Annotated in this window: 20 protein-coding genes and 5 pseudogenes; 11 read left to right on the forward strand and 14 right to left on the reverse strand. The window is 69.7% G+C overall.

The features are described from left to right. Nucleotides 1-414 precede the first annotated feature (414 nt). Complete coding sequence (locus ACFY3N_RS34945; RefSeq protein ID WP_390820817.1) at nt 415-936, reverse strand: hypothetical protein; 522 nt, start codon at nt 934-936, stop codon at nt 415-417. A gap of 501 nt (nt 937-1437) precedes the next feature. Here ACFY3N_RS34945 and ACFY3N_RS34950 point away from each other — a divergent pair. After that, nucleotides 1438-2361 (forward strand): replication-relaxation family protein, encoded by a 924-nt coding sequence (locus ACFY3N_RS34950; protein WP_390820818.1) that lies wholly within the window; start codon nt 1438-1440, stop codon nt 2359-2361. 205 nt (nt 2362-2566) lie between these two features. Then, a complete protein-coding gene (locus ACFY3N_RS34955) occupies nt 2567-2869 on the forward strand; it encodes a hypothetical protein (protein ID WP_390820853.1) in 303 nt (100 codons plus the stop codon). Between the two features lie 148 nt (nt 2870-3017). On the opposite strand, the gene ACFY3N_RS34960 is transcribed toward ACFY3N_RS34955, so the two are convergent. The 3 genes from ACFY3N_RS34960 to ACFY3N_RS34970 all read right to left on the reverse strand — a co-directional run bounded on the left by ACFY3N_RS34960 (nt 3018) and on the right by ACFY3N_RS34970 (nt 6080). Further along, on the reverse strand, nt 3018-3893 hold the full coding sequence (locus ACFY3N_RS34960; RefSeq protein ID WP_390820819.1) for a CPBP family intramembrane glutamic endopeptidase: 876 nt from the start codon (nt 3891-3893) through the stop codon (nt 3018-3020). A 173-nt stretch (nt 3894-4066) separates the two neighbouring features. After that, the gene (locus ACFY3N_RS34965; RefSeq protein ID WP_390820820.1) at nt 4067-4726 is read right to left on the reverse strand and encodes a response regulator transcription factor; all 660 of its coding nucleotides are present in this window, start codon (nt 4724-4726) and stop codon (nt 4067-4069) included. Between the two features lie 64 nt (nt 4727-4790). Further along, nucleotides 4791-6080, reverse strand: coding sequence for a sensor domain-containing protein (locus ACFY3N_RS34970; protein WP_390820821.1), 1290 nt, complete (start codon nt 6078-6080; stop codon nt 4791-4793). Nucleotides 6081-6268: 188 nt separating this feature from the next. Here ACFY3N_RS34970 and ACFY3N_RS34975 point away from each other — a divergent pair, with 188 nt between their 5' ends. Genes ACFY3N_RS34975 through ACFY3N_RS34985 form a run of 3 tightly spaced genes read left to right on the forward strand, consistent with a single transcriptional unit; the run spans nt 6269 to nt 9695 of the window. Then, nucleotides 6269-6514 (forward strand): hypothetical protein, encoded by a 246-nt coding sequence (locus ACFY3N_RS34975; RefSeq protein WP_390820822.1) that lies wholly within the window; start codon nt 6269-6271, stop codon nt 6512-6514. Next, the gene (locus ACFY3N_RS34980) at nt 6511-7260 is read left to right on the forward strand and encodes an ABC transporter ATP-binding protein (RefSeq protein WP_390820823.1); all 750 of its coding nucleotides are present in this window, start codon (nt 6511-6513) and stop codon (nt 7258-7260) included. Before ACFY3N_RS34975 ends, ACFY3N_RS34980 begins: the two co-directional genes overlap by 4 nt. Before the next feature lie 2 nt (nt 7261-7262). Continuing rightward, entirely contained in the window at nt 7263-9695 is a 2433-nt protein-coding gene (locus tag ACFY3N_RS34985; protein ID WP_390820824.1) for an FtsX-like permease family protein, read from the forward strand. 115 nt (nt 9696-9810) lie between these two features. Here the strand turns inward: ACFY3N_RS34985 and ACFY3N_RS34990 are convergent. The 3 genes and pseudogenes from ACFY3N_RS34990 to ACFY3N_RS35000 form a co-directional block, all read right to left on the reverse strand. Then, nucleotides 9811-10269, reverse strand: a pseudogene (locus ACFY3N_RS34990) (phosphatase PAP2 family protein); the annotation flags it as partial. A gap of 126 nt (nt 10270-10395) precedes the next feature. Further along, the gene (locus tag ACFY3N_RS34995; protein WP_390820825.1) at nt 10396-10857 is read right to left on the reverse strand and encodes a transposase family protein; all 462 of its coding nucleotides are present in this window, start codon (nt 10855-10857) and stop codon (nt 10396-10398) included. Between the two features lie 420 nt (nt 10858-11277). Next, on the reverse strand, nt 11278-11748 hold the full coding sequence (locus tag ACFY3N_RS35000) for a nuclear transport factor 2 family protein (protein WP_390820826.1): 471 nt from the start codon (nt 11746-11748) through the stop codon (nt 11278-11280). Nucleotides 11749-11909: 161 nt separating this feature from the next. Here ACFY3N_RS35000 and ACFY3N_RS35005 point away from each other — a divergent pair, with 161 nt between their 5' ends. Together ACFY3N_RS35005 and ACFY3N_RS35010 are read left to right on the forward strand one after the other, a co-directional pair. Further along, a complete protein-coding gene (locus ACFY3N_RS35005) occupies nt 11910-12353 on the forward strand; it encodes an Rrf2 family transcriptional regulator (protein ID WP_390820828.1) in 444 nt (147 codons plus the stop codon). Between the two features lie 444 nt (nt 12354-12797). Then, nucleotides 12798-12995: pseudogene (locus ACFY3N_RS35010) on the forward strand (transposase); the annotation flags it as partial. A 65-nt stretch (nt 12996-13060) separates the two neighbouring features. On the opposite strand, the pseudogene ACFY3N_RS35015 reads toward ACFY3N_RS35010, so the two are convergent. The 3 genes and pseudogenes from ACFY3N_RS35015 to ACFY3N_RS35025 form a co-directional block, all read right to left on the reverse strand. Next, a pseudogene (locus ACFY3N_RS35015) lies at nt 13061-14013 on the reverse strand (IS3 family transposase); the annotation flags it as partial. A gap of 157 nt (nt 14014-14170) precedes the next feature. Continuing rightward, a pseudogene (locus ACFY3N_RS35020) lies at nt 14171-14329 on the reverse strand (IS6 family transposase); the annotation flags it as partial. Nucleotides 14330-14495: 166 nt separating this feature from the next. Next, complete coding sequence (locus ACFY3N_RS35025) at nt 14496-15392, reverse strand: MerR family transcriptional regulator (protein WP_390820829.1); 897 nt, start codon at nt 15390-15392, stop codon at nt 14496-14498. A gap of 124 nt (nt 15393-15516) precedes the next feature. Between ACFY3N_RS35025 and ACFY3N_RS35030 the strand changes: the two genes are divergently transcribed. Both ACFY3N_RS35030 and ACFY3N_RS35035 read left to right on the forward strand, forming a co-directional pair. Further along, entirely contained in the window at nt 15517-15975 is a 459-nt protein-coding gene (locus ACFY3N_RS35030; RefSeq protein WP_390820830.1) for a hypothetical protein, read from the forward strand. Nucleotides 15976-16287: 312 nt separating this feature from the next. Further along, nucleotides 16288-17007, forward strand: a pseudogene (locus ACFY3N_RS35035) (IS6 family transposase). Between the two features lie 335 nt (nt 17008-17342). Here the strand turns inward: ACFY3N_RS35035 and ACFY3N_RS35040 are convergent. Then, nucleotides 17343-18293 carry an alpha/beta fold hydrolase gene (locus ACFY3N_RS35040; protein WP_390820831.1) on the reverse strand — a complete coding sequence of 317 codons (951 nt, stop codon included), beginning with the start codon at nt 18291-18293 and terminating at the stop codon, nt 17343-17345. An 812-nt stretch (nt 18294-19105) separates the two neighbouring features. Continuing rightward, nucleotides 19106-19963 (reverse strand): LysR family transcriptional regulator, encoded by an 858-nt coding sequence (locus ACFY3N_RS35045; RefSeq protein ID WP_390820832.1) that lies wholly within the window; start codon nt 19961-19963, stop codon nt 19106-19108. A 70-nt stretch (nt 19964-20033) separates the two neighbouring features. Here ACFY3N_RS35045 and ACFY3N_RS35050 point away from each other — a divergent pair, with 70 nt between their 5' ends. Next, nucleotides 20034-20765: an SDR family oxidoreductase gene (locus tag ACFY3N_RS35050; RefSeq protein WP_390820833.1), complete on the forward strand. Its 732-nt coding sequence runs from the start codon at nt 20034-20036 to the stop codon at nt 20763-20765. Between the two features lie 79 nt (nt 20766-20844). Beyond that, nucleotides 20845-22143: an IS256 family transposase gene (locus ACFY3N_RS35055; RefSeq protein WP_390820834.1), complete on the forward strand. Its 1299-nt coding sequence runs from the start codon at nt 20845-20847 to the stop codon at nt 22141-22143. A gap of 240 nt (nt 22144-22383) precedes the next feature. On the opposite strand, the gene ACFY3N_RS35060 is transcribed toward ACFY3N_RS35055, so the two are convergent. Both ACFY3N_RS35060 and ACFY3N_RS35065 read right to left on the reverse strand, forming a co-directional pair. After that, nucleotides 22384-22509 carry a hypothetical protein gene (locus tag ACFY3N_RS35060; protein ID WP_390820835.1) on the reverse strand — a complete coding sequence of 42 codons (126 nt, stop codon included), beginning with the start codon at nt 22507-22509 and terminating at the stop codon, nt 22384-22386. A gap of 31 nt (nt 22510-22540) precedes the next feature. Next, nucleotides 22541-23821, reverse strand: a complete 1281-nt coding sequence (locus tag ACFY3N_RS35065; RefSeq protein ID WP_390820836.1) for a VanZ family protein — start codon at nt 23819-23821, stop codon at nt 22541-22543. Between the last annotated feature and the right edge of the window lie 36 nt (nt 23822-23857).

Consider the following 23857-nt stretch of genomic DNA (forward strand, 5'->3'; position numbering starts at 1 on the left):
TATTTACGGGGTGCTGCCATGGTGCTGGTGGTTCTCCTTCGCCAGGACCGTAACCCTGGCATCAGGGACTCCACAAATCTCAGTACAGCTCAGGGGCTTTCTCCGGCCGGAAGCGGTTCGAGCGAAACAGAGCACCACGCCGGGCTACCCTGGTCAGCACGCTGACTACCGGCCGCGGGACCATGGCAAGGTAGAACGCCCACAGGCGCAGCCGAGGACGGGACGCGGAGGCCCGTCGGCGCGCAAGGCGCCACAGGTCGCCCACTGTCCCGGCTCTTTGGCGAGCTCACAAGTTCTGGCAGTGGTTGTTGACCGTTTCGGGAGGCAGCCGAACCGCTTCGGGGCCGGTGCTCATGAGAACGGGAGGCGTCTGGGAGTCCGCCTTGCTCCCGAGCATCGCGGAGATCTTTCTGATCATGGGCCTCCGGATAGGCACCAGACTGTTCGCCAGCGCGGGGCCTGGTCGTCGGGGATGTCCGGGGAGGCGAAGTGGAACGGCACCCCGAGGGAGTCGGCCAGGGCCCGGCCCGCTGCTGCGGCAACAAGGCCCGGCGGATGTCCGCCAGGGTGGTGGTGGACGGTCGCCAGATGGCCTTCCCCAATCGGGTCTTCCAGGACCGCGACCAGCACTACGAACCAGTCATGGACGGTGTCGCCGTCCCACAGCGCCTCCACCGCGGCCACCTGGCCCGGAAGTGCCGCGGCGCGGGCTGTCAGTGAGGGGAGGTCGAGCGGATCGGGTGGCCTGTGCCGTACACGGTCGCCGAGGACCTCGTAGCGCGTGTGGACCACCTGCTCCGCCTCACGCAGGCCCAGTCCCAGTGGTCGCAGGGCCTCCCACACGGTCTTGACCGCCGTCAACTGGCGATCACCCAGCACACTCGCGTCGACCTCCCGGCGGGTCCGTTCCTCCAGATAAGCCCACCAGCCGCTCATTCGGCGTCCGGACGGGATCTCGTGGCGCGCGTCATGACCCGAACGTAGGGCAGCACACCACGAACGCCCCAGCTGGCCCCCCCCCGGGAACACAGAACACTGCCGGCACCCGTGAACATCCCGCCCCGGTCTCGGATGCCTCGTGTCGCCCTGATTGGTGTCGAAGCCCTGGCCGTCTTCATGGACGAAGTCGGTCCTGCTTCTCTCTGCTCCGGGGCGGCACAGGGGGTCTACAGAGGGGGATGCCGGGCTGGCGACCAGGGGCGAGATCAGCATGGTGAGCTGCGGCTCCGCCCTGAACGGTGAGTGGATGCGGACCGCTGCCAGCGGGGATCCCGGTACAGACCACAGAGGGTTATGGGCGGGGTCGGCGGCGGCGTTGTCGCATCGTGACCGTGGTCGGGCCTTCGTGGTCGGTGGTCTGGTCGGGGCCGGCTGCTGACCTGTGCCGTACGCGCGGCGCCCGATACGGAGGGGTGCCACTGTACGAGGGAGCCCAACATGACGGACGTCGACACAGGTGGTCGGGACCGGCTGGCGTTGGCGGTGCTGGTCCAGTACCGGATGGCCACCACCGCGCAGATACACCTGATCACCTCGCCGGGCGTGCGGATCGAGCAGACGCGACGCCAGCTGGCCAAGCTCCGTGAGGAGGGCCTGGTCGACCGCATCACCCTGCCCCAGGCCGGCCGTACCCGGGTATGTCATCCCACCCAGTACGGGGCGCAGATCGCCTCCGAGCGGCCCGAGCTGCGGGGCCGGCGTCCCCCGCGGGGTGCGGTGGACCGGACGGCGGTGCGGTTGAAAGTCGGGCACGGGCTGACCGTGACCGAGACCGCATTGGCGTTCCTGCAGGACGCCCGCCGCCGCGGCGACCTGTGCCGGCCGCTGGACTGGATCCCCGAAGTCCACCACCCCCTCGGGAGCGGCGAAGCCGTCATCCCCGACGCCCTCCTCTACTACCAACGCCGCCACGCGGACGGCGCCAGCGGTGCGGAGGGAACCAAGGGTGGGGTGATGCTACGGGCGTTCGTCGAAGTCGACCGGGCCACCATGGGCCCCGAACGCCTCGCCGCCAAACTCGGCAACTACGCCCGACTCCACAGCTACGCGCCCGCACCCGTGGCCCGGCAGCGGCAACAGCCCTTCCCCGAACCAGCACAGGAGACCTGGCGACAGCGCTACCCCCTCTTCCCCCGCCTCCTGTTCGTCCTCGACGGCACCGGCCCCACCGGCGTCGAAACCCGCATCAGCGCCCTACGCGCTGCCACCCGAAGACACGACCTCGCTACGTTCCTGCGCGAGGTCCCCGCCCTCGCGGCCCTCATGACCGACCTCCTCCACCACGGCCCCACCGCACCCATCTGGTATCCCGTCCACAACCCCGACCACCGAGTCGACTGGATGCACACCCCACACCCCTGACCACCACCATGGTCAGGACCGTGGTCGGGAGCCGACCGGGCACTGCGCAGACCCGCCCACGGCCACCAGAACCCCGACCACGGCCCCCACCACAGCAGGCCAACGCCATGCGCAGACACTGCGCAGTCATCGAGCGCATGGCAGGGGAAGTCCGGCGGGCGCCGCCCCCGCCCTCGGGGACGGCGCGCCCCTTGAACGGATCACCATGACCATCAACAGCACCACGCCGGCGTTCGGCACCAGCGCCGGCTCCCTCACCGCAGGGATCGTCTCCTCCTTCCTGGTGGGCGCCCTCACCCTGTACAGGCTCCTGCACCACCGGGAGGTCTTCACCTGGATGAAGCAGATCCGCAAGACCGACGCCGAGACAGCCGTCTACGACGAGCCCGACCAGTGGCTCGCCGACCTCTACAAGGCACAGTGCCGCCGGGCGAAGAAGCCCAGCCGCTCGACGGCTGCGGCTAATGGATCCAGCAGGAACGCCCCGATGAGGTCAACTACCTGCTGACCGAATGGCTTGGCACTCTCCTCAGCCGAACCGCCTGCGGGCCGCGCCGACTCACCGCCGCCGGGAGCACGAGCAGGCTGGGTGAGGTCATGAAAAAGCCTCCTCGTGGTGAGGAGGCTTCAGTGACTTCGCTCATCACCGTGTCATGTCAGTGCAGTCCCAGCCGCCCCCGCGTCGCCACCAGGATCACCGCCGCCGCCAACGCCGACGCGATCAGGAAGGCGTAGATCGTGGTCTCGATCCCCGACGACGGAAACATGTCCGACCACGCGACGGAGAAGAAGTTGTTCACACTGGTGTGCAGCAGCATGACCAGCGGCATGCTCTCGTGGGAGCGGTTGAACACCCAGGTCATCACGAAGCTGAACGCGAGCGTCGTCCCCATGAAGGCGAGCACGCGGGAGGGATCGACGTTCGGGCCGCCGCCCCACTCGGTGAGGAACAGCGGCAGATGCCAGGAGCCCCACAGCACACCCACGACCAGGGTGGCGACCAGCGGACCGAAGCGGCGCTGCATGTGCGGCATGGCGAACTCGCGCCACCCCGGCTCCTCGGCCAGACCCGTGGTGATCATCTGCATGATCAGGCCGGGGACGTACGCGGCGAGCACGGCGGCCGACGGCATCACCGGGGCCTGGCCGGTCAGCGCGACGGTGGTGATCGTCAGCGCGACCGGCACCGAGAGCGCTACGCCCAGGAACCAGCGCCAGCTCACCCTCAGTTTCGTCATCCGGCCCCGCCACACCCGCAGTCCGGCGCGTCCCTCCGTGATGGCCGTGACCAGCAGCGCCGAGCCGATCGGGCCGAGGTAGGCACCGGGCAGGACGCCGAGCAGCTGACTGCCGAGCGCGCCGCCGGGGAAGGTCCAGTGCCACAGGCCGACACCGTTCTCGGAGAGGATGTACGGCGTCCAGGCCATCCAGCTCAGCCCCAGGGCCAGCGTGAAGAACCAGGTGAGCGGGCGGCGACGGACGGCGGAACGGCGTGGTGCCGCGGCCTGCTGGGGGAGGCTGGTGATCGTCACCGGGGTGGGTCCCTTCGGGGAGGCCGAGCGGTGGCTCGGTGGCGGCTGAGCGGCCTTCCGAGCGCCGCCCTTGCGATGCCTCAAGCACACCAGCGCCGTGCTCCCCGATCACTGCCGCGCACACCCCAACTCCGGGTACAGCAGGCTGTACCACCCCCGTGCCGCCCTCCGTACTACCCCCGTCTCCTCGCGTCCTCCAGGTAGTGCACGACCGCCGCCACCCGGCGGTCCACCTGGTCCGCCGGGGAGAGGTCGAGCTTGGCGAAGATGCTTCGGATGTGCTTGTGGACCGCGCCGTCCGTGACCACCAGCCGCTCCGCGATCGCGCTGTTGCCGAGGCCCTCCGCCATCAGGGCGAGAACGTCCCGTTCGCGCGGGCTGAGCCGTTCCAGCCGGGTGTCCTGGCGGGAGCGGGTGAACAGTTGGGCGATCACCTCGGGGTCGATGGCGGTACCGCCGGACGCCACCCGGTGCAGCGCGTCGAGGAACTCCTCGACCCGGCCGACCCGTTCCTTGAGCAGATAGCCGAGTCCACCCACCCCGCCCGTGAGTAGCTCGGTGGCGAAGCTCTGCTCGACGTACGCGGACAGGACGAGCACGGCGAGGTTGGGGCGGCGGCGCCGGGCCTCCACCGCCGCGCGGATGCCCTCATCGGTGTGCGTGGGCGGCATCCGTACGTCGAGGATCGCGACGTCCGGCTTGTGCTTTTCGATGGCGTCCAGGACCTCCTCGGCCGTCCCGGTCTTCGCCACCACGTCGAGGCCCTCGGCGCCCAGCAGCAGGGCGAGCCCCTCGCGCAGCAACGGGTCGTCCTCGGCCATCACTATTCGCATGTCGGCAACCAACTCATCTGTCGGACAGGGCAGTTCGGTGGACCGGCCCGCGCCTTGCGGAGTGTCACGTCCCGCAGGGCAGGTCCACGTCGAGCACCGTCGGCCCGCCCGCCGGGCTGGTCACGCGGAGCGTACCGTCTTGGGCCGCCACCCTCCGGCGAATGCCGGTCAGCCCGGAGCCACCCCCCTCGTCGGCCCCGCCCCGCCCGTCATCCTCGATCCGCAGATGCAGCCGGCCGCCCCGCGCCCGCACGGTGACCGCCGCCCCGCTCGCCCCACTGTGCTTGGCGATGTTCGTCAGCGCCTCCGCGACCACGAAGTACGCTGTGGCCTCCACGGACGCCGCACACCGCTCCGGTGCCTCCACGTCCGTCCGGCACGGCACCGCGCACTCGGCGGCGAGGCCCGACAGCGCCCCCGCCAGCCCTCGGTCGGACAGCACCGGCGGGAGGATCGAGCGGGAGACCGCGCGCAGTTCGGCCAGCGCCTGCTCGGCGGCGCTCTGGGCGCGTTCGAGGAGTTCGTCGGCGCGCTCCGGATCCCGGGCGACCATCCGCCGGGCGGCGCCGAGCAGCACCGTCACCGTGACGACCCGGTTCTGCGTCCCGTCGTGCAACGACCGCTCGATGCGCCGCAGTTCGGTGGCGTGGGCGTCGAGCGCGGCGGCCCGGGTCGCGGTCAGTTCGGCCACCCGCAGGGACAGGTCGGTGTCCGGGCCGGCCGCCAACAACGTCCGCCCGGGACGGGCCTGAAGACGCGCCATGCCGGGTGTCAGGCCCAGGATGACGGCGATCCAGCCGACGCCGATCAGGCTCACCGACAGTGCCTGCGGCCAGGTGTGCGCTACCCCGAACCCGAAGGACGTACTGCTCGTGTTCGGCGGTGCGAAAGGCCACACCAGAGGGAAGAGAGTGTCCCGGAACGCGGCCAGCGGCAGCCACACCCCGAGCAGCCCCAGCAGGAACCCGAGGCTGCCGTGGCGCAGCGCCCAGCGCAGCTCGCGCCAGGTGGTGGGGTCGGCGAGGGCGGCCCGCAGCGCGGCCGCGGGCGGGTCCGGGGCGACGATCTCGGGCCCCCGGCGGGCCAGCCGCCCCCGCTCCCTGTCAGCCAGCGCGTGCAGGGCGCGGACAACGGCCGGCGCTAGCAGCAGGCCCACGCCGGCTGGTGCGGTCACCGCTACGACGGCCACCAGCACCAGCACGCCCAGCGCCATCGCCGCCGTGCCGAGTCCGCCGACCAGCTGCCCAAGCGCGGCACCGGAGGCCCGCAGCACCTGAAGACCGATCTCCTGGGGACGCTCGGCGGCTCCGGTGAGGTCTGCGTCCGTGGGGTCGGTGGGGTGGGTGGTCGTCATGCTCACTCCGCTCCTTATGTGCGCCAACGACCCTAGGGCACGCCCACTTCGCCGTGAAGTACAGCAGGCTGTACTTCCGATCCGGCGGTAGGCGGGATCGGCCGAGGGGGGCGTGGTCCGTAGCGTCGCAGACATCAGCCGGGACGCCGGTTGAGACACCAGCCGAGAGCCCACCGAAGGAGCCCGCGATGGCGACCACCGACCCCAACCAACTGAGCGTCCACGACGCGCACCACGACGCCCCCGCCCCGGCCGTCACCCGCGGCGAGGTCACCCGCGTCCTCCTCTGGCTGGTCCTGGTGATCAGCGCGGTCGCCAACATGGTCGCCTCCTGGGCCGCCGTCGGTGTCGCCGCGAACCTCGCCTGCGGCGCGGTCACCGGACTCGCGGCCACCGCCCTCGTCGTACGCCGTCTGAAGGGCGGCCGCCGGTGAACCTCGCGTCGCCCGCCGTACGCGCCACCGCGCCCGCCATCGCGCTGGAGCGCCTCACCAAGACCTACCCCGGCGATGTGAAGGCCCTCGACGAGGTGTCCCTGACCGTCCGACCCGGCACCTTCCTCGCCGTGATGGGCCCCTCAGGCTCCGGCAAGAGCACCCTGATGCACTGCGCGGCCGGGCTGGACACACCGACCTCAGGCAGCGTCCGCATCGACGGACACGAGATCGCCGGCCTGAACGAGACCCGCCGTACTGAACTGCGGCGTGAGCGCGTCGGGTTCGTGTTCCAGGCCTACAACCTGATCCCGTCCCTCACCATCGAGGACAACATCACGCTGCCGCTGCGGCTCGCCGGCCGGGCTCCGGACCGGAAGTGGATCGAGGCGCTGGTCGAGCGCGTCGGCCTGGCCGGCCGGCTCGGCCGACGTCCCGCCGAACTCTCCGGCGGCCAGCAGCAACGCGCTGCCGTGGTAAGGGCGTTGGCGGCCAGGCCGGCCGTCGTGTTCGCCGACGAGCCGACCGGCGCGCTGGATCTGCGCAGCGCGCACGAGGTGCTGGAGCTGCTGCGCGCCCTGGTCGACGAACTGGGCCAGACGGTGGTGATGGTGACCCACGACCCGGCCGCCGCGTCCCGCGCCCACAAGGCGCTGGTGATGGCCGACGGCCGGGGCGTCGAGGCCATCGACCACCCCACCGCGCCCCAACTGGGCGAGCGACTTGCCGCGTTGGGAGACCGCTGATCATGTCCGAGCGCTTCCGCGTCCCTTCCCGCCTCCCCCTCTTCCCGATCGCCTTGCGTATGGCAGCGCACAGGGTCACTGGGCTGCTCGCAGTGGTGTGCGCGGTACTCGGCGGGGCCGCCTTGATCACCGGCACGGGTGTGCTGGCCGAGTCCGGGCTGCGCTCGCAGTTGCCGCCGGGCCGGCTCGGCGGCGCGGACATCGTCGTCGCGGCCGACCAGGAGTACCACCCGGACGGCGGTCTGCCGCTCGCTCTCCCCGAGCGTGCCCGGGTCCCGTCGTCGCTGGTCGACCGGCTCTCGGGCCTGCCCGGGGTGACGGCCGTGGTCGGCGACCTCAGCTTCCCGGCCGCGCTGGTCGATGCCAGGGGAGGAGTCGTACCCACCGCCGACGACCCCACGGTGGCCGGACACGGCTGGTCCTCCACCAAGCTGCTGGCCCACCCGCGCGTCACCGGCCGCGCGCCGGCCAGGACGGACGAGATCGCCGTCCCCGCAGCAACCGGGCTGCGCACCGGGGACCGGGTCCAGGTCGTGGCGGGCGGCCGCCCCGCCGTGCGCTACCGCGTCGCCGCGGTCACCGACGCGGTGCGTGGCCGGGTGGCCGACGCGGGGCTGACCGTCCGCACCCGCGCCGACATCGGCGAGACCGTAGCTGCGGGCGTCGGCACGGCCCGCTCGCTGCTGATCCTGCTGGCCGGTTCGCTCAGCGGGATCGTGCTGCTGATCACCGGGTTCGTCACAGCGGGCGCGCTGGGTGTGTCGATCGCCGGGCAGCGCCGGGACCTGGCGCTGATGCGGGCGGTCGGGGCGACCCCTCGGCAGATCCGTCGGCTGGCCGCCGCGCAGTCCTCCGTCGTAGCCGCCGTGGCCCTGGCCCCCGGAGTGGCCCTCGGCTACCTCCTCGCGGACCGCTTCCACGACATGCTCGCCGACCGCGGCGTCCTGCCCCCCGAACTCCCCCTGACTGTCGGCCCCCTGCCCGCCCTCGCCACCCTCCTCCTGCTCGCGCTGACCGTGCAGATCTCCGCCCGGGGCGCGGCGTGGCGCACCTCCCGGATGCCGGCGACGGAAGCCGTCGCCGAGTCCCGCAGCGAACCGCGCAAGCCGTCGAAGGGCCGTACCCTCAACGGAGTTCTGCTGATCGCCGCCGCGTGCGCGCTGTCCGTCACCCCGTTGCTGACCCGTACGGTGATCGGCGCGTCGGCCACCTCAGTCGCCGGGATCGTCGCCGCGATCGGCCTGGCCCTGTGCGGCCCCGCCCTGGTCCGGTCGCTCGGCGAGAGGGCCGTACGACGGCTGCGGCCCGGGACGCCCGCCCCCACCTGGCTCGCCCTGGCCAACGTACGGGCGTATGCGCTGCGGGTCGCCTCAATGGTCAGCCCGCTGGCGATGGCCGTCGTGTTCGTCCTGACCTACACCCTCGCGCAGACCACCGTCCTCGCCGCAACCGCGCAGGAGATCCGTACCGGCACACTCGCCCAGTACCGGCTGAGCGCACCGGCCCTCGGCGGCCTGCCGGACGGCACGAGGGACGCCGTACGCAAGCTGCCCGGAGTGCGGTCCGCCGCACCCGTCGGCTCGACGACCGTCGTCTGGCCTTACGAGATGTTCGGCGAACCCGATGTGGAGTCGGTGCCGGCACTGATCGCCACGCCGGACGCGGCCGGAGTCCTCGACCCCCGGGTGCGGGAGGGCGGGCTGGCCGGCCTGACCGGCGCCACGGTCGCCGTGAGCAGCGAAGTCGCCGATTCGCGGGACGCCGGACTCGGCCGTCGGATCCGGCTGGTCCTCGGCGACGGCACGCGGACCGAGGCACGGGTAGTGGCCGTCTACGACCGGGGCCTCGGCTTCGGATCACTGATCGTCTCCAAAGACCTCGCGACGGGCCACACCACCTCCGGCCTCCCCCAGAGCCTCCTCGTCCGCACGGACGGCACGGCGACGGCGGCGCGCGCGCTGGCCGACCTGAAGGCATCCCGCCCGGGCCTGGCCCTGGAGAACACCTCCGGAACGGCCTTCGGCCGCAAGCAGGACACTCCACCGGAGGTGTGGATCAACCTGGCCACGATCGTCGTACTCCTCGGCTACCTCCTCCTCAGCATTGCCAACAAGCTGGTTGCGGCCACGGCCCAGCGCCGTACCGAGATCGCCGCGCTGCGGCTGGTCGGCACGACGCCGCGGCAGATCCGGGCGATGATGCGCCGCGAGGCGGCCGTGATCGCCACGGCGGCGCTCGTCTCCGGCCTGTTCCTCTCCGCCCTCCCCCTCGCCCTCCTCGGCCAGGGTTTCCTCGACCGCCCCTGGCCGGCGGGCCCCGCCTGGCTGCTCCCCGCCGTCGCGGCGACAATCGTGACGACGGCCTTCCTCGCGATCGAACTCCCCACCCGCCAGGCCCTGCGCACGGACCCGGCGGACGCGATCCGGGCGACGTGAGGATCCACCCGGCACCGCCACCGCCGACGAATTCTGCGGACGTTTCCGGTCTGCCTCCCGGAATGCCGCCGTCAGTGGCCCGGCCAGTCTCTGCAGAACCGCACCACCCGCCCCTTTAAGGAGAACTACGAGCAGTGCCCAGCACCACGTAAGTACCCGGACGAGCTCCGTGAGCGGGCCGTCCGGGAGGTCCGCACCACCGACCGTCCGATCGCGCAGGGCGCGAAGGACCTGGGCATCCACAAGGTAGTCCTGGCCCGAACACCCGCGGATGTCTGGCCATCTCCATCGGCAGACAGCGGTACGACACCAAGAGCGCGGCGAAGACCCTCGCGCCGTAGATGACCAGCTGGATTCCTTGCCGGTCCCAGCCACGGTCGAGCGAGCGCAGCGCTGCCTCGATCGTGAGCGCGAACACCACGCCGGCGACGAGATCCACGCCGTAGTGGTAGCCGAACCCCAGCGTTGCGCTGAGCGTGGCAATCAGCCAGAACGCGCCCGCGAATCGCAGAGCCCGTGGGCCGCTGCGGGTATGAATAAAGATCACGGTGGCCCACGCCGTGTGCAGGCTGGGCGCAGGCTCGTGACCAGGTGGATCCGTTCGATCGTTAGTTTGCCCGTGCCCAGATCGCGTCTTCAGCGCACGGCTGGAGGGCCTGGCGGGCGTGTGGGTAGTCGATGTGGGCGAAGGCGGCGGTCTTCAGACGGCGGATCTCGTCGCGGTGGTGGGCCCGGGTTCGCTCGATGTGGTCCAGGCGGATGTCGCGCCGGGGAAGGCGGTGGAGGCGCTCATGGAGTCCGGGATGGTTCCGCTTGACGACGGCCAGGTAGTGAGCCCCGCGTTCGTGCAGGTAGGCGGCGTGGTCGTGCTCCGTCCCGGTGCCGGGGCCTTGCGTTCCTGGAGGAAGCGTCCGATGGCGCGGTCAAGGGCGTCACCAGCGGCCAGGACGAGGCGGACGGTCGTGGCAGGGGGCGGGCGGATCAGTCCGGTCAGCGGGTCGGGCCGGAACCCGAGCAGGGCCAGGACGCGCTGCGGCGCGTCGGCGACCCACTCACCGATCGCCGTGAGCGAGACGGCGCCGGCCAGAACGGCGGCAGCCGCAGCGGTGAGCAGGGCCGTCCACGGATACCGGATGCCGCGACGGGCCCGTGGATCAGGCACCGTGGCCAGATACTTCCGCAGGTCAACGGCTGCCTCCAGCGGGGCTGGGCCGGAGGCGTCCCCCAACTGCCGAAGGCATGAGGGCATGCGGGAAGATGGGTGCGCAGGCATGGACTCGCTCGGTGCTCATACGGACTAGACACCCACATGATCACCAGCGGCCATGCCTGTTCTGCGTCCAGGGCGGACGCCGACAGAGGTTGACAAACCACCACAATCGGCACTCAGCAGGCGAACCGCCCACTTCGGCACTTCTCAAAGATCCTGCCTGCTGGCCAGGGCTGCTGATACTCGATGAGTCGGCCTGCCGGGTCGTGTCGGCGGTTGGGTGCGAACAACAACTTTGTTCAAGAAGCAGCGCCGGGTATGCGGCCCGAAGAAGGGAGTGTCTTGTCGCATACTCGGCGCTGACCGGCAGAGTTACGCCGTCGTGGCTGCTGTCTCGGTGGCTTCGACTGCGGACTTGAAGTCGGGGTGAACCCCGATTTGATCAAGCCACACGCTCATCGCGTTGTAGCAATTGAACCTTTCGATCTTTCCGTCACGGAGGTACCAGAGGTCCGCCGCCGGCACGTCGATCCGGTTCCCGGTCGGTGGGATCTCACCGACCGGAGTCGGAAACCCTCCGAGATGCGTGCCCTGGATTCGCAACTCGACGGCGACGACATCACCGAACGCATGTACCTCGAGCAGCTCACGGTGTACATCGGGGAACGAGCGGGCGAGGCCCGCGATCACCTGAGGAATCTGCTCTCCGCGGAAACTCTGCGAGGTCGACATGTCGTTGAACGACCCGTCCTCGGTGAACAAGGCCAGGAAACCGTCACCGTCGAGAACGTTCCCTTCCGCGAGTCGGTAAGCCTCGCGAATGGTCTTTTCGTTACTTTCCATTCCTGTTCTCCTTTGAGTTCGCAACACGCTCACGATCCGCGCTTGTCTTTGATTGACCCTTCCCGGTTGTCGTAACGGTAATCGTTACGACAGATTGTCGCAACTTTCACTGTTACGACTTCGCTGTCGTAACATGGAGTGTTGCGACCGGAGGAGGGATCATGAGCGCCAACAGCAGGCTGACCATTGCCGCCCATGCGCTGGCCTGGATCGGTCTCTACCAGCGCCAGGGCCACGAGGTCGCCACCTCCGAGAAGATCGCAGCCAGCGCGAACACCAACCCCGTGGTGATCAGGCGGCTGCTCGGCGAACTGCGCAGGGCCGGGCTCGTGGAGTCCCGGCGGGGCGCGGGCGCGGGCTGGTCGCTGGCACGCGAGCTGGAGTCGATCACCCTGCTCGACGTGTACGAGGCAGTCGAACCCGGCCCGCTGTTCGCCATGCACCGCACCACCCCGGACCAGGGATGCGTGGTGGGTCACGGCATCCAGCCGGCAATGCGGGGCATCTACCAGGACATCGAGGAGACCTTGAGACACGAACTGGCCCGCGTCACGCTTGAGACCGTACTCAGGGACGTACTCTCGGCACCTCGCCAGCCTCTCTGATCAGCTGGGCAACCCCGTGCGAACCGTAGGGTTCGGCGTGGGTTCTGCCCACCGGGGCGGAGTGACATGAGCGTGGAGATGGAATCCCGCGCCGAACGCGTTGGATCCGCCGCCGGAACAGACGGCGGGCGCAGGCCGAGCTCACCGCGGACCAGGCCGTGCTCGTCCGGCGGCTCTACGACGACGAGCGGGAGAAGACCGTCCAGCAGATCCCCGACTGTGAGGATGGGGCAGCACCGCTCGAGGGTCTGACCCGATCCCCGATTGACGCTTCGGCTGTCCTCACTCTGAATCGTCGACCTTCCGGGCGGTGTCACCCGCGTGTACCGGTCGGCGATCGTGACCTCATAGAAGCGTGACCCACGTGGTCCCATCACAGTCGTGTCCATCCGCCGGCCGGTGCGCGCGAGCCAACTTGCCGCGCACGGAAGGAACCCGGCCACCATGTCACAGCCCATCGAGGTGATCGGCGGGATCGACACCCACACCGACGTTCACCAGGCCGCCGTCATCGACACCATCGGCCGGCACCTGGCCACCGAGGCCTTCCCCACAACGCCTGCGGGCTATCGGGACCTGCTGGAGTGGCTGCGTTCCCACGGCCGGGTGCTGGTTGCGGGCATGGAGGGCACCGGCTCCTTCGGCGCCGAACTCGGGCGCTACCTCCGGGCCAATCAGATCACCGTGATCGAGGTGGACCGACCCGACCGGCAGACGTCGGCGAAGGCGGCCGCGTTGTATCGGGCGCCCCTGTCGGTGTGGAAGACGACGCCGTTCACCCGGCTGCCGCGGGTGGCCACGGCCATTTCGATCGCGTCGGTGACCAGCGAGGTGCGCATGTGGTCGGCGATCGACCAGCCCACCACCCTCCTCGAGCAGATGTCAATCACCGTGGCGAGGTAGAGCCACGTCGTGCCGACAGGTATGCAGGTGATGTCGCCGCACCACCTGGTGTCCAGCGTGTCGGCGGTGAAGTCGCGCATCACCAGGTCCGGCACGGGCAGCGCGGTCCTGTCGGTGATCGTCGTCCGCTTCTTCTTCCGCAGGTGCCGGCCGACGATGCGGTTGACCCGCATCAGCCGGGTGACGCGCTTGCGGTTGATCCTCCGTCCCCTCGCCCGCAGCTCGGCGTGGACGCGCGGAGCGCCGTAGGCGCCATGATGCTCGGCGTGGATGGCACGAATCTCGGCCACGGTCCGCTTCTCCTCGGCCTGGCGCCCGGCGCGGGCCTGTTCGGTGGACAGGTGGCGGTAGCAGCCGGCGCGGGACGCCCCGAGCACCCGGCAGATCCGCTTGACGCCGAAGTCGGCACGGTTGTCGGAGATGAAGTCCCAGCGGTGGGATCTCACTTCACCTCCCGGGCGAAACAGGCCGCTGCCCGGCGCAGGATCTGGCGCTCCAGGTGCCACTCCTGCTCGGCCTTGAGCAACCGGGCGTTCTCCGCACGCAACCGGGCCAGCTCCTCAGCCTCGCTCACGCCCGCGGCACGGCGTCCGGGCACGGCCTCGGCCTCGGCCTTACGGACCCACGTCCGCAGCGACTCCGCGGTGATGCCGAGATCCGCGGCCACCGCCGCGTACGTCCGCTTGCCCGCCACGGCGCGGTAGAGCGCGACGGCGTCCTTCCGGAACTCCTCCGGATACGGAGACTTGCGTCCCACCTGGACATCCCTCCCTGGACCACCAAGATCCATTGTCAGGGTGTCCACTCCAAAGGATCAGCCTCAACAAGCTCTCGCCCCCGCAGCGTAACCACCCGCTGTCCACGCTCAGGGGGGAACTTCACCCAGCTTTGAAAGCCTGTTTTCGACAGGGTGTTGCGATCCTCTCCTCGGCCTCGCGCAACGACAGCGGGAAACGGAAGTACAGCCACACACAGTGGGAGATCACCTCGACCGGGTACCGGTGCCCCTTGTACGACAAGGACACGGCCCCACGGACAACCCCCTCCTCCAACACGATCAACCAGAAGATCATCCCACCCGGCCAACCAACGTGACAGCGCCGCTGCGCGGGCTCGGCTCTGATGCTCATCACGAAGTCGATCCGAGCGCCCGGGTTCGGGTGAGCGGGTGTTGCGACCGGCCGTCCCGCGTCACCGGACGCGTGGCACCGGTCGCCGATGTGGGTGGACCGGCGGCTCTCATCGCTGCGAGCCAGGAGCTGTGAGCGCGGCTACGCACCAGGTGTGCATGCTGCCCTCGGTCGGCCGAGCAGTACCCGTCACAGTGGCGACAAGCCGCCAGTAGTGGCCGAAGAGGGGAACGGTCCAGCGCAGGGCGTCAGCCAGGAAGTCCCGGAAACCAGGGCCGTCCGTCTCACCCCGGCCGCGTGCGCACGCGCCTGCGAATGCGTCCAGCGCTGCGCCTGGCTGGGGGGCTTGCCCTCCTGCCACGGCGTCATGGGCCAATGCGCAGGCGTCGATCAACTCCGCATACAGTGACGCCTTGTCCCGTGCGTGGGAAGCGGCGTAGTACTTCGGGAAGCCCGGGTGCGCGGCGAGTGCGTGCATCTCCGCGTACGCGAGCGCCGTTTCGGGTGTCGGCTCGCGCGGCGGATCGGGAACAGCCTGTGCAATGACCGCAGCGGCCAGGCTGCCAGGAAGCGATCGGGGAAGCATGCCCTCCCAGCTGCGTAACAGGTCGCTGTGGGCGTGCGGCAATCTCTGTACTCGCGCCAACACTTCCAGGCGGCGTAACCGCTCCGTGTCGGAGCAGTCGTCCAGCGCTTGCAAGGTGGCCTGCTGCCAGCGCAGCCGATCCAGTCTCGACTGCACCTGCTCCAGTTCGCCCGTCACCAACTCAGCCAGCTGTGACTCCCCGTTCACCACCCGCCTGATGGTGGCGACCGGCAGGTCAAGTGCCCGTAACCGCCGAATCAGTCGCAGCCGCTCCAGGGCGTCCGCGCCGTACCGGCGATGGCCGCCCGCACTGCGGCCGCCCTCCGGGAGGAGCCCGCTGTCCGAGTAATAACGGACCGTCTTCACCGGCAGATCCGCCGACGAAGCCAGTTCCCCGATGCTCCATGTGTTCTGTGTCACAACCACTTGAACCTCCAGCGCACAGGAAGTTCTAACGTACAACCCGTCGACCGGATGGGCGGAGATATGAATTGGCCTTCCGGGAGAACGCAATGCAGAGGCAGTAAACAAAAGGAGGATTGCGGTGAAGAACACCTGGAGTTGGATCGGCGTTTCAGTGGCCGCTCTCGGACTGGCAGCCGCCACGTCCACGCAGGCCAACGCCGACGCGCCCGCGACGTCTGCCGCCCCCGGCATCCTGGCCACCCACAGCATGGAAACGGATGACGGCAACCCCGGCGGACGTCTCGAATTTCGCACCCTCGGGGACATCGTCACGGTAAATGACCAGCAGGCGAACGACGGGCACGCGGCCATCGGATACGTGTACGAGTACGTCAACTCGACCACGCGCGGGGAACTGCTCTACTCCCTGCGCGACAACGGCTCCGACGGTATACCGGCTGTCGCGCGGGCGTCGGACGGTGGCAGCCACAACCTCAGGGAGGGCAGGTCGTACTGGTTCCGGATCTGCCTGATCGGCCCCGAGGACGGTCTCTCCGGCTGTGACTGGGCAGCATGGTCCAACCAGGAAGCGGCGTAGAAACAGCGTTCCCCTTTCGTCGATGTCCACCGGCGAAAGGGGAATCGCGCACTGGCCTCAATCTTTCGTGACGGTCCGTCGGTTCTTTCGGCGGGCCGTTTCGGCTGCTCGGGCTGGTGGCAGCCAGGCTGATGGCCCGGCTGTCGCGTCGGGTGGGCGCCGGGTTCCACGGCTCTGGTCGGGGTAATGCTGCTCGCAGGGACGGGAACGTGCTGCTCAGCCGGGGTTCGGGAGAGCTTCGAGGGCGCTGTCACGTTGGTTGGCCGGGTGGGATGATCTTCTGGTTGATCGTGCTGGAGGAGGGGGTTGCCCGTGGGGACCGTGTCGCTGTCGTACAAGGGGCGCCGGTACCCGGTCGAGGTGATCTCCCCCTGTGTGTGGCTGTACTTCCGTTTCCCGCTGTCGTTGCGCGAGGTCGAGGAGCCGATGCTCGAGCGCGGGATCGTCGTCTCCTACGAGACGGTGCGCCGCTGGTGCGCCAAGTTCGGGTCGGCCTACGCGGGCGCGCTGCGCCGCCGGCAGCCTCGGCCTGGGGACAAGTGGCACCTGGACAAGGTCTTCATCAAGATCAACGGTCGGTTGCAGTACCTGTGGCGGGCGGTCGAGCAGAACGGCAGCGTCCTGGACATCCTGGTGCAGAACCGCCGGGACAAGGCCGCGGCCAGGCGCTTCTTGCGCAGACTTCTGAAGAAGACCGGCGCGGTGCCGCGGGTGATCGTCACCGACAAGCTCCGCTCCTACGGCGCCGCCCACCGAGAGGTCATGCCCCGCGTCGAACACCGGCAGTCGAAGTAGCTGAACAACCGGGCGGAGAACAGCCACCAGCCCACCAGGCAACGCGAGCGGGCGATGAAAGGCTTCCGCTCGGTGGGCGGAGCGCAGCGGTTCCTGGCCGCGTTCAGCGGCGTCTCAACCCCCTTCCGGCCCCGCCGCCATCTGATGACCGCTGCCGCCCACCGAGCCGAGATGACCGTCCGCTTCGCAATCTGGGAGCAGATCACCGGCGCCGCCGGCCCCTCCGCCACGGCCTGAGCACAGCCCCGAACCAGGCCCCACCAGGCCGTGACACACCATCAGGGACCGCCCGCCCAACAACGTGACAGTGCGATCCGCACGGATCAGGCGGCGGCCGACGCCAACTCCACCGCCTGCCGCGGCGCACGGTGCCGTTCCGCCCGGCGGACGGCCGGCGGTGTCATCAGGCCCGTCACGGCGAACAGGACAGCCGGAACCCGTCTGCCAGGGCGAAGCTCACGGTGGCGGACCGCCTGGACGACGGGTGACGGCGTGGGCCTCGCGCGCCCGAACCCGTCTGAGCTGCTCCGCCACCGCTCCTGGGAATCCCCGCCGGCCGGCCCGGGCCCCCGTCACCGTCCCGCGTGCCCCCACCGGCCGCTGTTCTGCTGGGTGACCTCGGCGGCGACGCGCTGGATGGACTTGACCGCCATGTCCTTGCGGTCGACGTAGATGTAGTGGCCGCTGTCCTCGGCGACGCGGACCGTGCTGCGGTGGGACACGGTGGCCCACTTGTACTGTGCCTTCGTCCAGTCGGACTCGAGGGTGGGGCCGTACGTGGGGAACGCGGCCAGGTACTGCTGCCCGTGGCGGAGCACCTCGGTCGGGATCCATCCGGCGGAGCGGACCGGGCCGTCGGGGACGACGAGGTTCTCCGGGTTCCCACCCCGCATCGTGCTGACGGTCTGCGCCCGCAGGTCGCCCGCGTCGCCGGTGGCGGACTCGGGGATCGCGCGGGTGATGTCCGCGGTCATGGTCGGGGAGGTGGCGTCCATCAGGACCAGGCCCTTGACGCGGTCGCGGTGCTCGGGGGCGTAGCGGCCGGCGATCAGGCCGCCCAGCGAGTGGCCCGCCAGCACGACGGGGGAGTCGCCGGCGACCCGGTTGATCACCCCGGTGAGGATCCGGCCCGAGTCCTCCAGGCTCTGCGGCCCCCGGGGCTTGTCGCTCTTGCCCTCGCCCAGACGGTCGTAGGAGCAGACCCGGTTCTTCTCGCTCAGCGTCTTCTGCAGGTCGGCCATCGCGTCGAGGCCGTCCCCGAGGCCGGCCACCAGCATCACCACGGGCTTGTGACCCGTCTGCCGACCCGAGCAGGAGACGTTCACGGAGTATCCCCGGACTCCGATCTTCTTCTCCCCGACGAAGGAGTCGGCGCGGCCCGCGTGACCCGGGTGGGTCACCCTGGCGGTGGTCCTGTCCGCCCCGCCCCCGTGTCCCTCGGCCTGCGCCACGCCCACGTAGCCCGTACCGGCGACGGTGCAGCACAGTGCGGCGACGGCGGTGGCTTTGAGCATGCGGTTCATGGGGTCCTCCGGGAGCACGGGAAGGCGGATCTGTGAACGACGGGCCCTTCGCCGGGCCCTCGGCCCGGACGTTGCGGCCATGACCGAACGCTATGCGAACGCGTCTGATGAAGCGTCACCCCACCGTGGGCATTGCCCGTAGCTCTCCAGGGGGAAACCGCCCCTCGCGACTCCACCCCCAGGACCAGAAGCGCCTACGGCACCGGGGGCAGTTCCGCCGCCACGTCGTTCGCGACGCGGGCTCGGACGACGGCCCGCGATGCCGCCAGGCACCGCTGCCTCACTTGTCATGCGGAACCCGGGCGCGGCGTGAGACCGAGGCCCGCCTGGGGCTGGCCGCCGTCCACCGGGATGTGGGCGCCGTTCACGGCAGCGGAGTGAGGCAGGAGGGCAACCGACCACCGGCTGGCTTCTGACGGGGATCGTTTCTCGCCGGTGCGGGCGCCGGCCAGAGCCGACGGACGGAACTGCCCTTGAATACACGCGCGTTGGTCCCCGGGCCACCCGCCCCCGCCGCGCCCCCATGACCTGTTCCGGGCCGACGCGGAAACCTTCCGGCGCACGCTGGTCCGGTTGCCGACCGCCCGTAGCCCGTGGCTGCGTGAGATCCTCGAGAACCTCATGCACTACATGCGCGCCGGCCTTTTCTAGTGGCTTGGCTCGGATTGTCGACCGCGTAATTGGTTCGCCGTCCGGTGCCCGTCATTCTGCCTCCAGGTGTGATCTCGACGGTGGCCGTGAGGGCGTCCTGAAGTGTTCGCACGCCTGCGAGCATGGGCGAGGGCGCCTCCCACCCCGCGTGTCTCCCCGCTCTACCCGCCGTGGCCCGTCGCCTTGCCCGCCACGGCGGCGGCCGCGCGGACGAAGGCGGCCAGGGCTGGGGAGGTGGCGTGCTCGGGCCAGGCGAGGACGAGCGTGGTGGGCTCGGCATCATCGACTGGGACAGCGACCAGGTCGTCGCGGAGTTGGTCGCGGATGGAGGAGGGGAGGACGGCGACCATGCGGCGCAAGGCGATGAGGTGGAGAAGCTGCCCAAGGTCGTGGACCTCAGGCCCGTGTGAGCCACCCTCAGATACGCCCGGCCAGCGCGGCAGGGGCTCCCCGGCGAGGTCGTTCAGGCAGACCCGGGTACGGCCCGCGAGGCGATGCGAACTCGGCATCACGAGAAGTTGAGTCTCGGTCAGGAGGTCCTGGGTGTCCAGGCCGGTGAGGTCGTGGTGGGGGCGGTGAAGCAGGGCGGCGTCGGCACGACCCTCCCGCAGGAGGATCTCACGCTCGCCGAAGCTGCACACCAGCTCGACCGGCAGCGCACCCGGCTCAGCCTGATAGGCGTCGAGGATCGCGGGCAGCAGGCCACCGTCGCCGCCCGGCTTGATGACCAGGACCAGACGCGGGTCGGCGCGGCCGGCCCGCCGGGTGCGGCGCGCCGCGGCCGACGCGGCGTCGAGCACCGTACGGCTCTCGCGGAGCAGGACGGCCCCCGCCTCGGTCAGTGCGACCCGGCGACTGCCACGTTCCAACAGGGCTACGCCCAGCCGTCGTTCGAGCTGCTGAATGGCGCGGGAGAGCGGCGGTTGGGTCATCCCTAGCCGGGCGGCCGCCCGACCGAAGTGCAGTTCTTCGGCGACAGCGGTGAAGTAGACGAGCTCGCGGACCTCCAGTCTTTCCATACCCGCACGGTATCGCTGCATACCTGGTCGGTGTTGGAACTCCCGGCCGCCCCCGTGGTGGGCTGAACGCATGACAGAAACCACGACTGCTCTGGTCACCGGTGCCAACAAGGGCATCGGGCGCGAGGTCGCAGCCCGGCTCGCCTCGCTCGGCACGAACGTCCTGCTGGCCTCGCGCGACCCGCACCGCGGTGCGGCAGCCGCAGCCGACCTGGGCCCGCGGGTGTACCCGGTCACCCTGGACGTCACCGACCGCGCCAGCGTCCTATCCGCCGCCCGCTGGATCGAGGAGCGCTTTGGCCGGCTGGACATCCTGGTCAATAACGCCGGCATCTCTGGCGACCTCGCCGCCCAGAGCCCTGGCAGTGTCGAACTGCCCGCTGTACGCGAGGTGTTCGAGACCAACGTGTTCGGCGTGATCAGCGTGACCACCACGATGCTGCCGCTGCTCGCCCGCTCCCCCGCCGCCCGGATCGTCAATGTCAGCAGTGGACTGGGCTCCATCGCCCGGATGACCGATCCCGAGGACTACTTCACAACCCGGCCCCCGTTGGCCGCGTACGTCCCCTCCAAGACCGCACTCAACTCGCTGACCGTGCAGTACGCCAAGGAACTGCGCAGCCGCAACATCCTGGTCAACGCCGCCGATCCGGGGCCGTGTGCGACCGACTTCACCACCGCATTTCCCGGCCTCACCCGCACCGCGGCCGACGGCGCGGCCGTGGTCGTCCAGCTCGCCACGCTGCCCGATGACGGGCCGACCGGCGGCTTCTTCGACGAGCACGGCCCGGTTCCCTGGTGAGCTGCCTGTCAGGGATCCGAGGGACGGGGTGGGGAGTGTCCAATAGACGGCGGATCCGATGATCAAGGAGACGCCTGAAATGAGCGAGACCATCACCGAGCACGAGGCCGTGGAGGAGCCGGTCATCGAGCCGGCTGCGGAGGCGGTGTCGGACGAACAGTTGGTCGCGATGCTGGTCGACCGCGCCCGTTCCGACGGACTGCAACTGACTGGTGAGGGCGGCCTGTTGCAGCAGCTGACCAAGCGGGTCCTGGAGTCCGCCCTGGAGGGCGGGATCACCGATCACGTCGGCTATGACAAGCACGACGTGACGGGCCGGAACAGCGGCAACTCCCGCAACGGCACCCGGTCGAAGACTGTGCTCACCGACGTCGGGCCGGTCGAGGTGAAGGTGCCCCGCGACACCGCCGGCACCTTTGAGCCCCAGATCGTCCGCAAGCGGCAGCGGCGTCCGACCGGCGTCGACGAGATGGTGCTCTCCCTGTCCGCGAAGGGCCTCACGCACGGCGAGATATCGGCTCATCTGGCCGAGGTGTACGGCGCGGAGGTGTCCAAGCAGACCATCTCCACGATCACCGACAAGGTGATGGAGGGCATGGCCGAATGGCAGTCCCGGCCGCTGGACCGCCTCTACCCGGTGGTCTCCGTCGACGCCATCAACGTCAAGATTCGCGATGGCAAGGTCGCCAACCGGCCGATCTACGTGGCGATGGCCGTCACCGTTGAGGGAACTCGCGACATCCTCGGCATCTGGGCCGGGGACGGCGGCGAGGGCGCCAAGCACTGGCTCCAGGTCTTCACCGAACTGAAGAATCGCGGAGTTGAAGATGTCCTCATGCTGGTCTGCGACGGACTGAAGGGCCTGCCCGACGCCGTCGAGACTGTCTGGCCGCGCACTATCGTCCAGACCTGCATCGTTCACCTGATTCGCAACAGCATCCGCTACTGCGCCCGCCAGGACTGGGACAAGGTCGCGCGTGATTTGAAGCCCGTCTACACCGCGCCGAGCGAGGCTGCCGCGACCGAGCGGTTCCTGGAGTTCTCCGAGAAGTGGGGCAGCAAGTATCCGGCCGTGATCAAGCTGTGGTCCGACGGCTGGGCCGAGATGGTCCCCTTCTTGTCCTTCGACGTCGAGATCCGCAAGGTGATCTGTTCGACGAACGCGATCGAGAGCGTGAACGCCCGCATCCGCAAGGCGGTCCGGGCCCGCGGCCACTTCCCGACGGAGGCCGCCGCGTTGAAGTGCGTCTACATGGCGCTGATGAGCCTGGACCCGACCGGCAAGGGCCGGCGCCGCTGGACGATGCGCTGGAAGGCGCCTCTGAACGCCTTCCAGATCGCCTTCGAAGGACGCCTCACCCCCACCACCAGCCACTGACACTCAACAACCAAGATCAGCCGTTGACTGGACAGACCCGACCCCGGCGGCTGGGATTTCCCGCACCGGGAAGGCACGGGAAACCTCCAGCCGGGGCAGGACCGCCCGCCGGCACCCGGGGATCCCTATGCGCCTCGCGGGTACACCCCCGGGGCGGGCCGCGGGATCGGGCAGGGTGATCCTGTCCGGCCCCGCTGCCGTCGGGTCGGCCGTCCTGCTGTGCGGTTTTCCGGTGGTCGGTCAGGTTGTCTTGACGGGTACCCAGCCGGCGTCGTAGACCTGTCCGGTGAGGGCGTCGACTCGGTAGGTCTCGACGGGAGCCGGTGCCTGCGCATCGTCGGTCTGTCCGGCGTGGGGAGATGTCACGTTCACGAGCCAGTAGGGCTTCCACTTGCCGTTAGGGTCGTCCGCCTTGACGGTGACGGCCTCGGTCTGGAACTCGGCGTCGGTGCTTCCGTTGGCCTGTAGCTGCGCCGTCACGGCCTTGTTCACCGCCTTCTCGGCCTGCCGTGCGTCGAGCTTGGCTTCGGGGAGGTCGGCGCGCGTCGGGCCGAGCGTGACGTCGATCTGGGACACGCGTCCGGCCCTGTCGATCTGTCTGGGACACGCGTCCGGCCCTGTCGATCTGGACGTCCAGCATCCTGGGCATCAGGACGTCGTTGTGGATCCATCGCCAGTTCGTCATCCAGCCCAGGCTGGCTTTCTCGCCGACGGGATCGGTCTCCTGCACGGTCGCGTTCTTCGCCCAGGGGTAGTGCCGGCGGGCGTACGCCTGCGCGCTCTCGTGTGCCTCGCGGTCGGTGGTGGGCACTTTCGCCCCCTTGACCGGGTATCCCATGGCGGTGGGCCGGTCGCTGTCCTCGAGCAGGATGTTCAGGTGCTTCTTGTCCGGCCAGGAGAGGCTGCCGTTCCCGAACAGCTCGGACTTGCCCTTCTCACCACGGAGGTGCAGGTTGAAGATGACGTTCTTGCACGATGTGTCCAGGCAGGGCTGTTCATAGAGCTGGCCGATCGTGTACTGGTCGCCGAACGCTTCCCTCACCACCGCCTCGACGGCGCGCTTTTGGTCTGTACCGGCTGTGGAGAGGCCGCTGCCGTCGACGTTGGTGAAGGCGAGCATCGGCTGGGCGACGCCCGAGCCCAGCAGGAGCAGTGCGACAGAGGCGATCAGTGCGCCCTTCACGCCGCCCTGCCACAGGAGCGACTTGCGCACGGTGAGTACGGTTGCGGCGATGGCGAGTCCCGCCAGTCCGCCGATGATGTTCATCTCGGCGTCCGAGCTGTCGCACACGCGCCCCAGGCCGTCGACGGTGGCCTGCGTGAACTCGATGGCCAGGGGCAGGGCGACGACGCCGACCAGGGCGGGAAGGGGCCGACGGGCGGCCAGGAGGGCAAGGGCGCCGACGGGCACCGTCATCGCCAGGTTCCACAGGCCTTGCGTGGTGTGGAAGGGCTCGGCGAGCTGATGGTTGAGGACACAGACGCCGCTGGCCGGGCCGGCGCCCATGAAGGTGACGCCGAGGACACCGGTGACGGTGAAGGCCAGTCCGGACCACCACAGGGCGTGAGCGTTGCCCAGCCGGCGCGTGAGCACCCATGCCGCACCGCCGAGAATCAGGGCGGTCAGGGTGCACGCGACCAGATAGCCGACGTGGTTCTGGAAGATCGCGGAGAACACGGCGCGGTCCTTGCGTAGCACGGAGTGAGGCAGACA

Origin of the sequence: Streptomyces sp. NPDC000348 (assembly GCF_042898795.1) — a bacterium.
Lineage (GTDB): Bacteria > Actinomycetota > Actinomycetes > Streptomycetales > Streptomycetaceae > Streptomyces.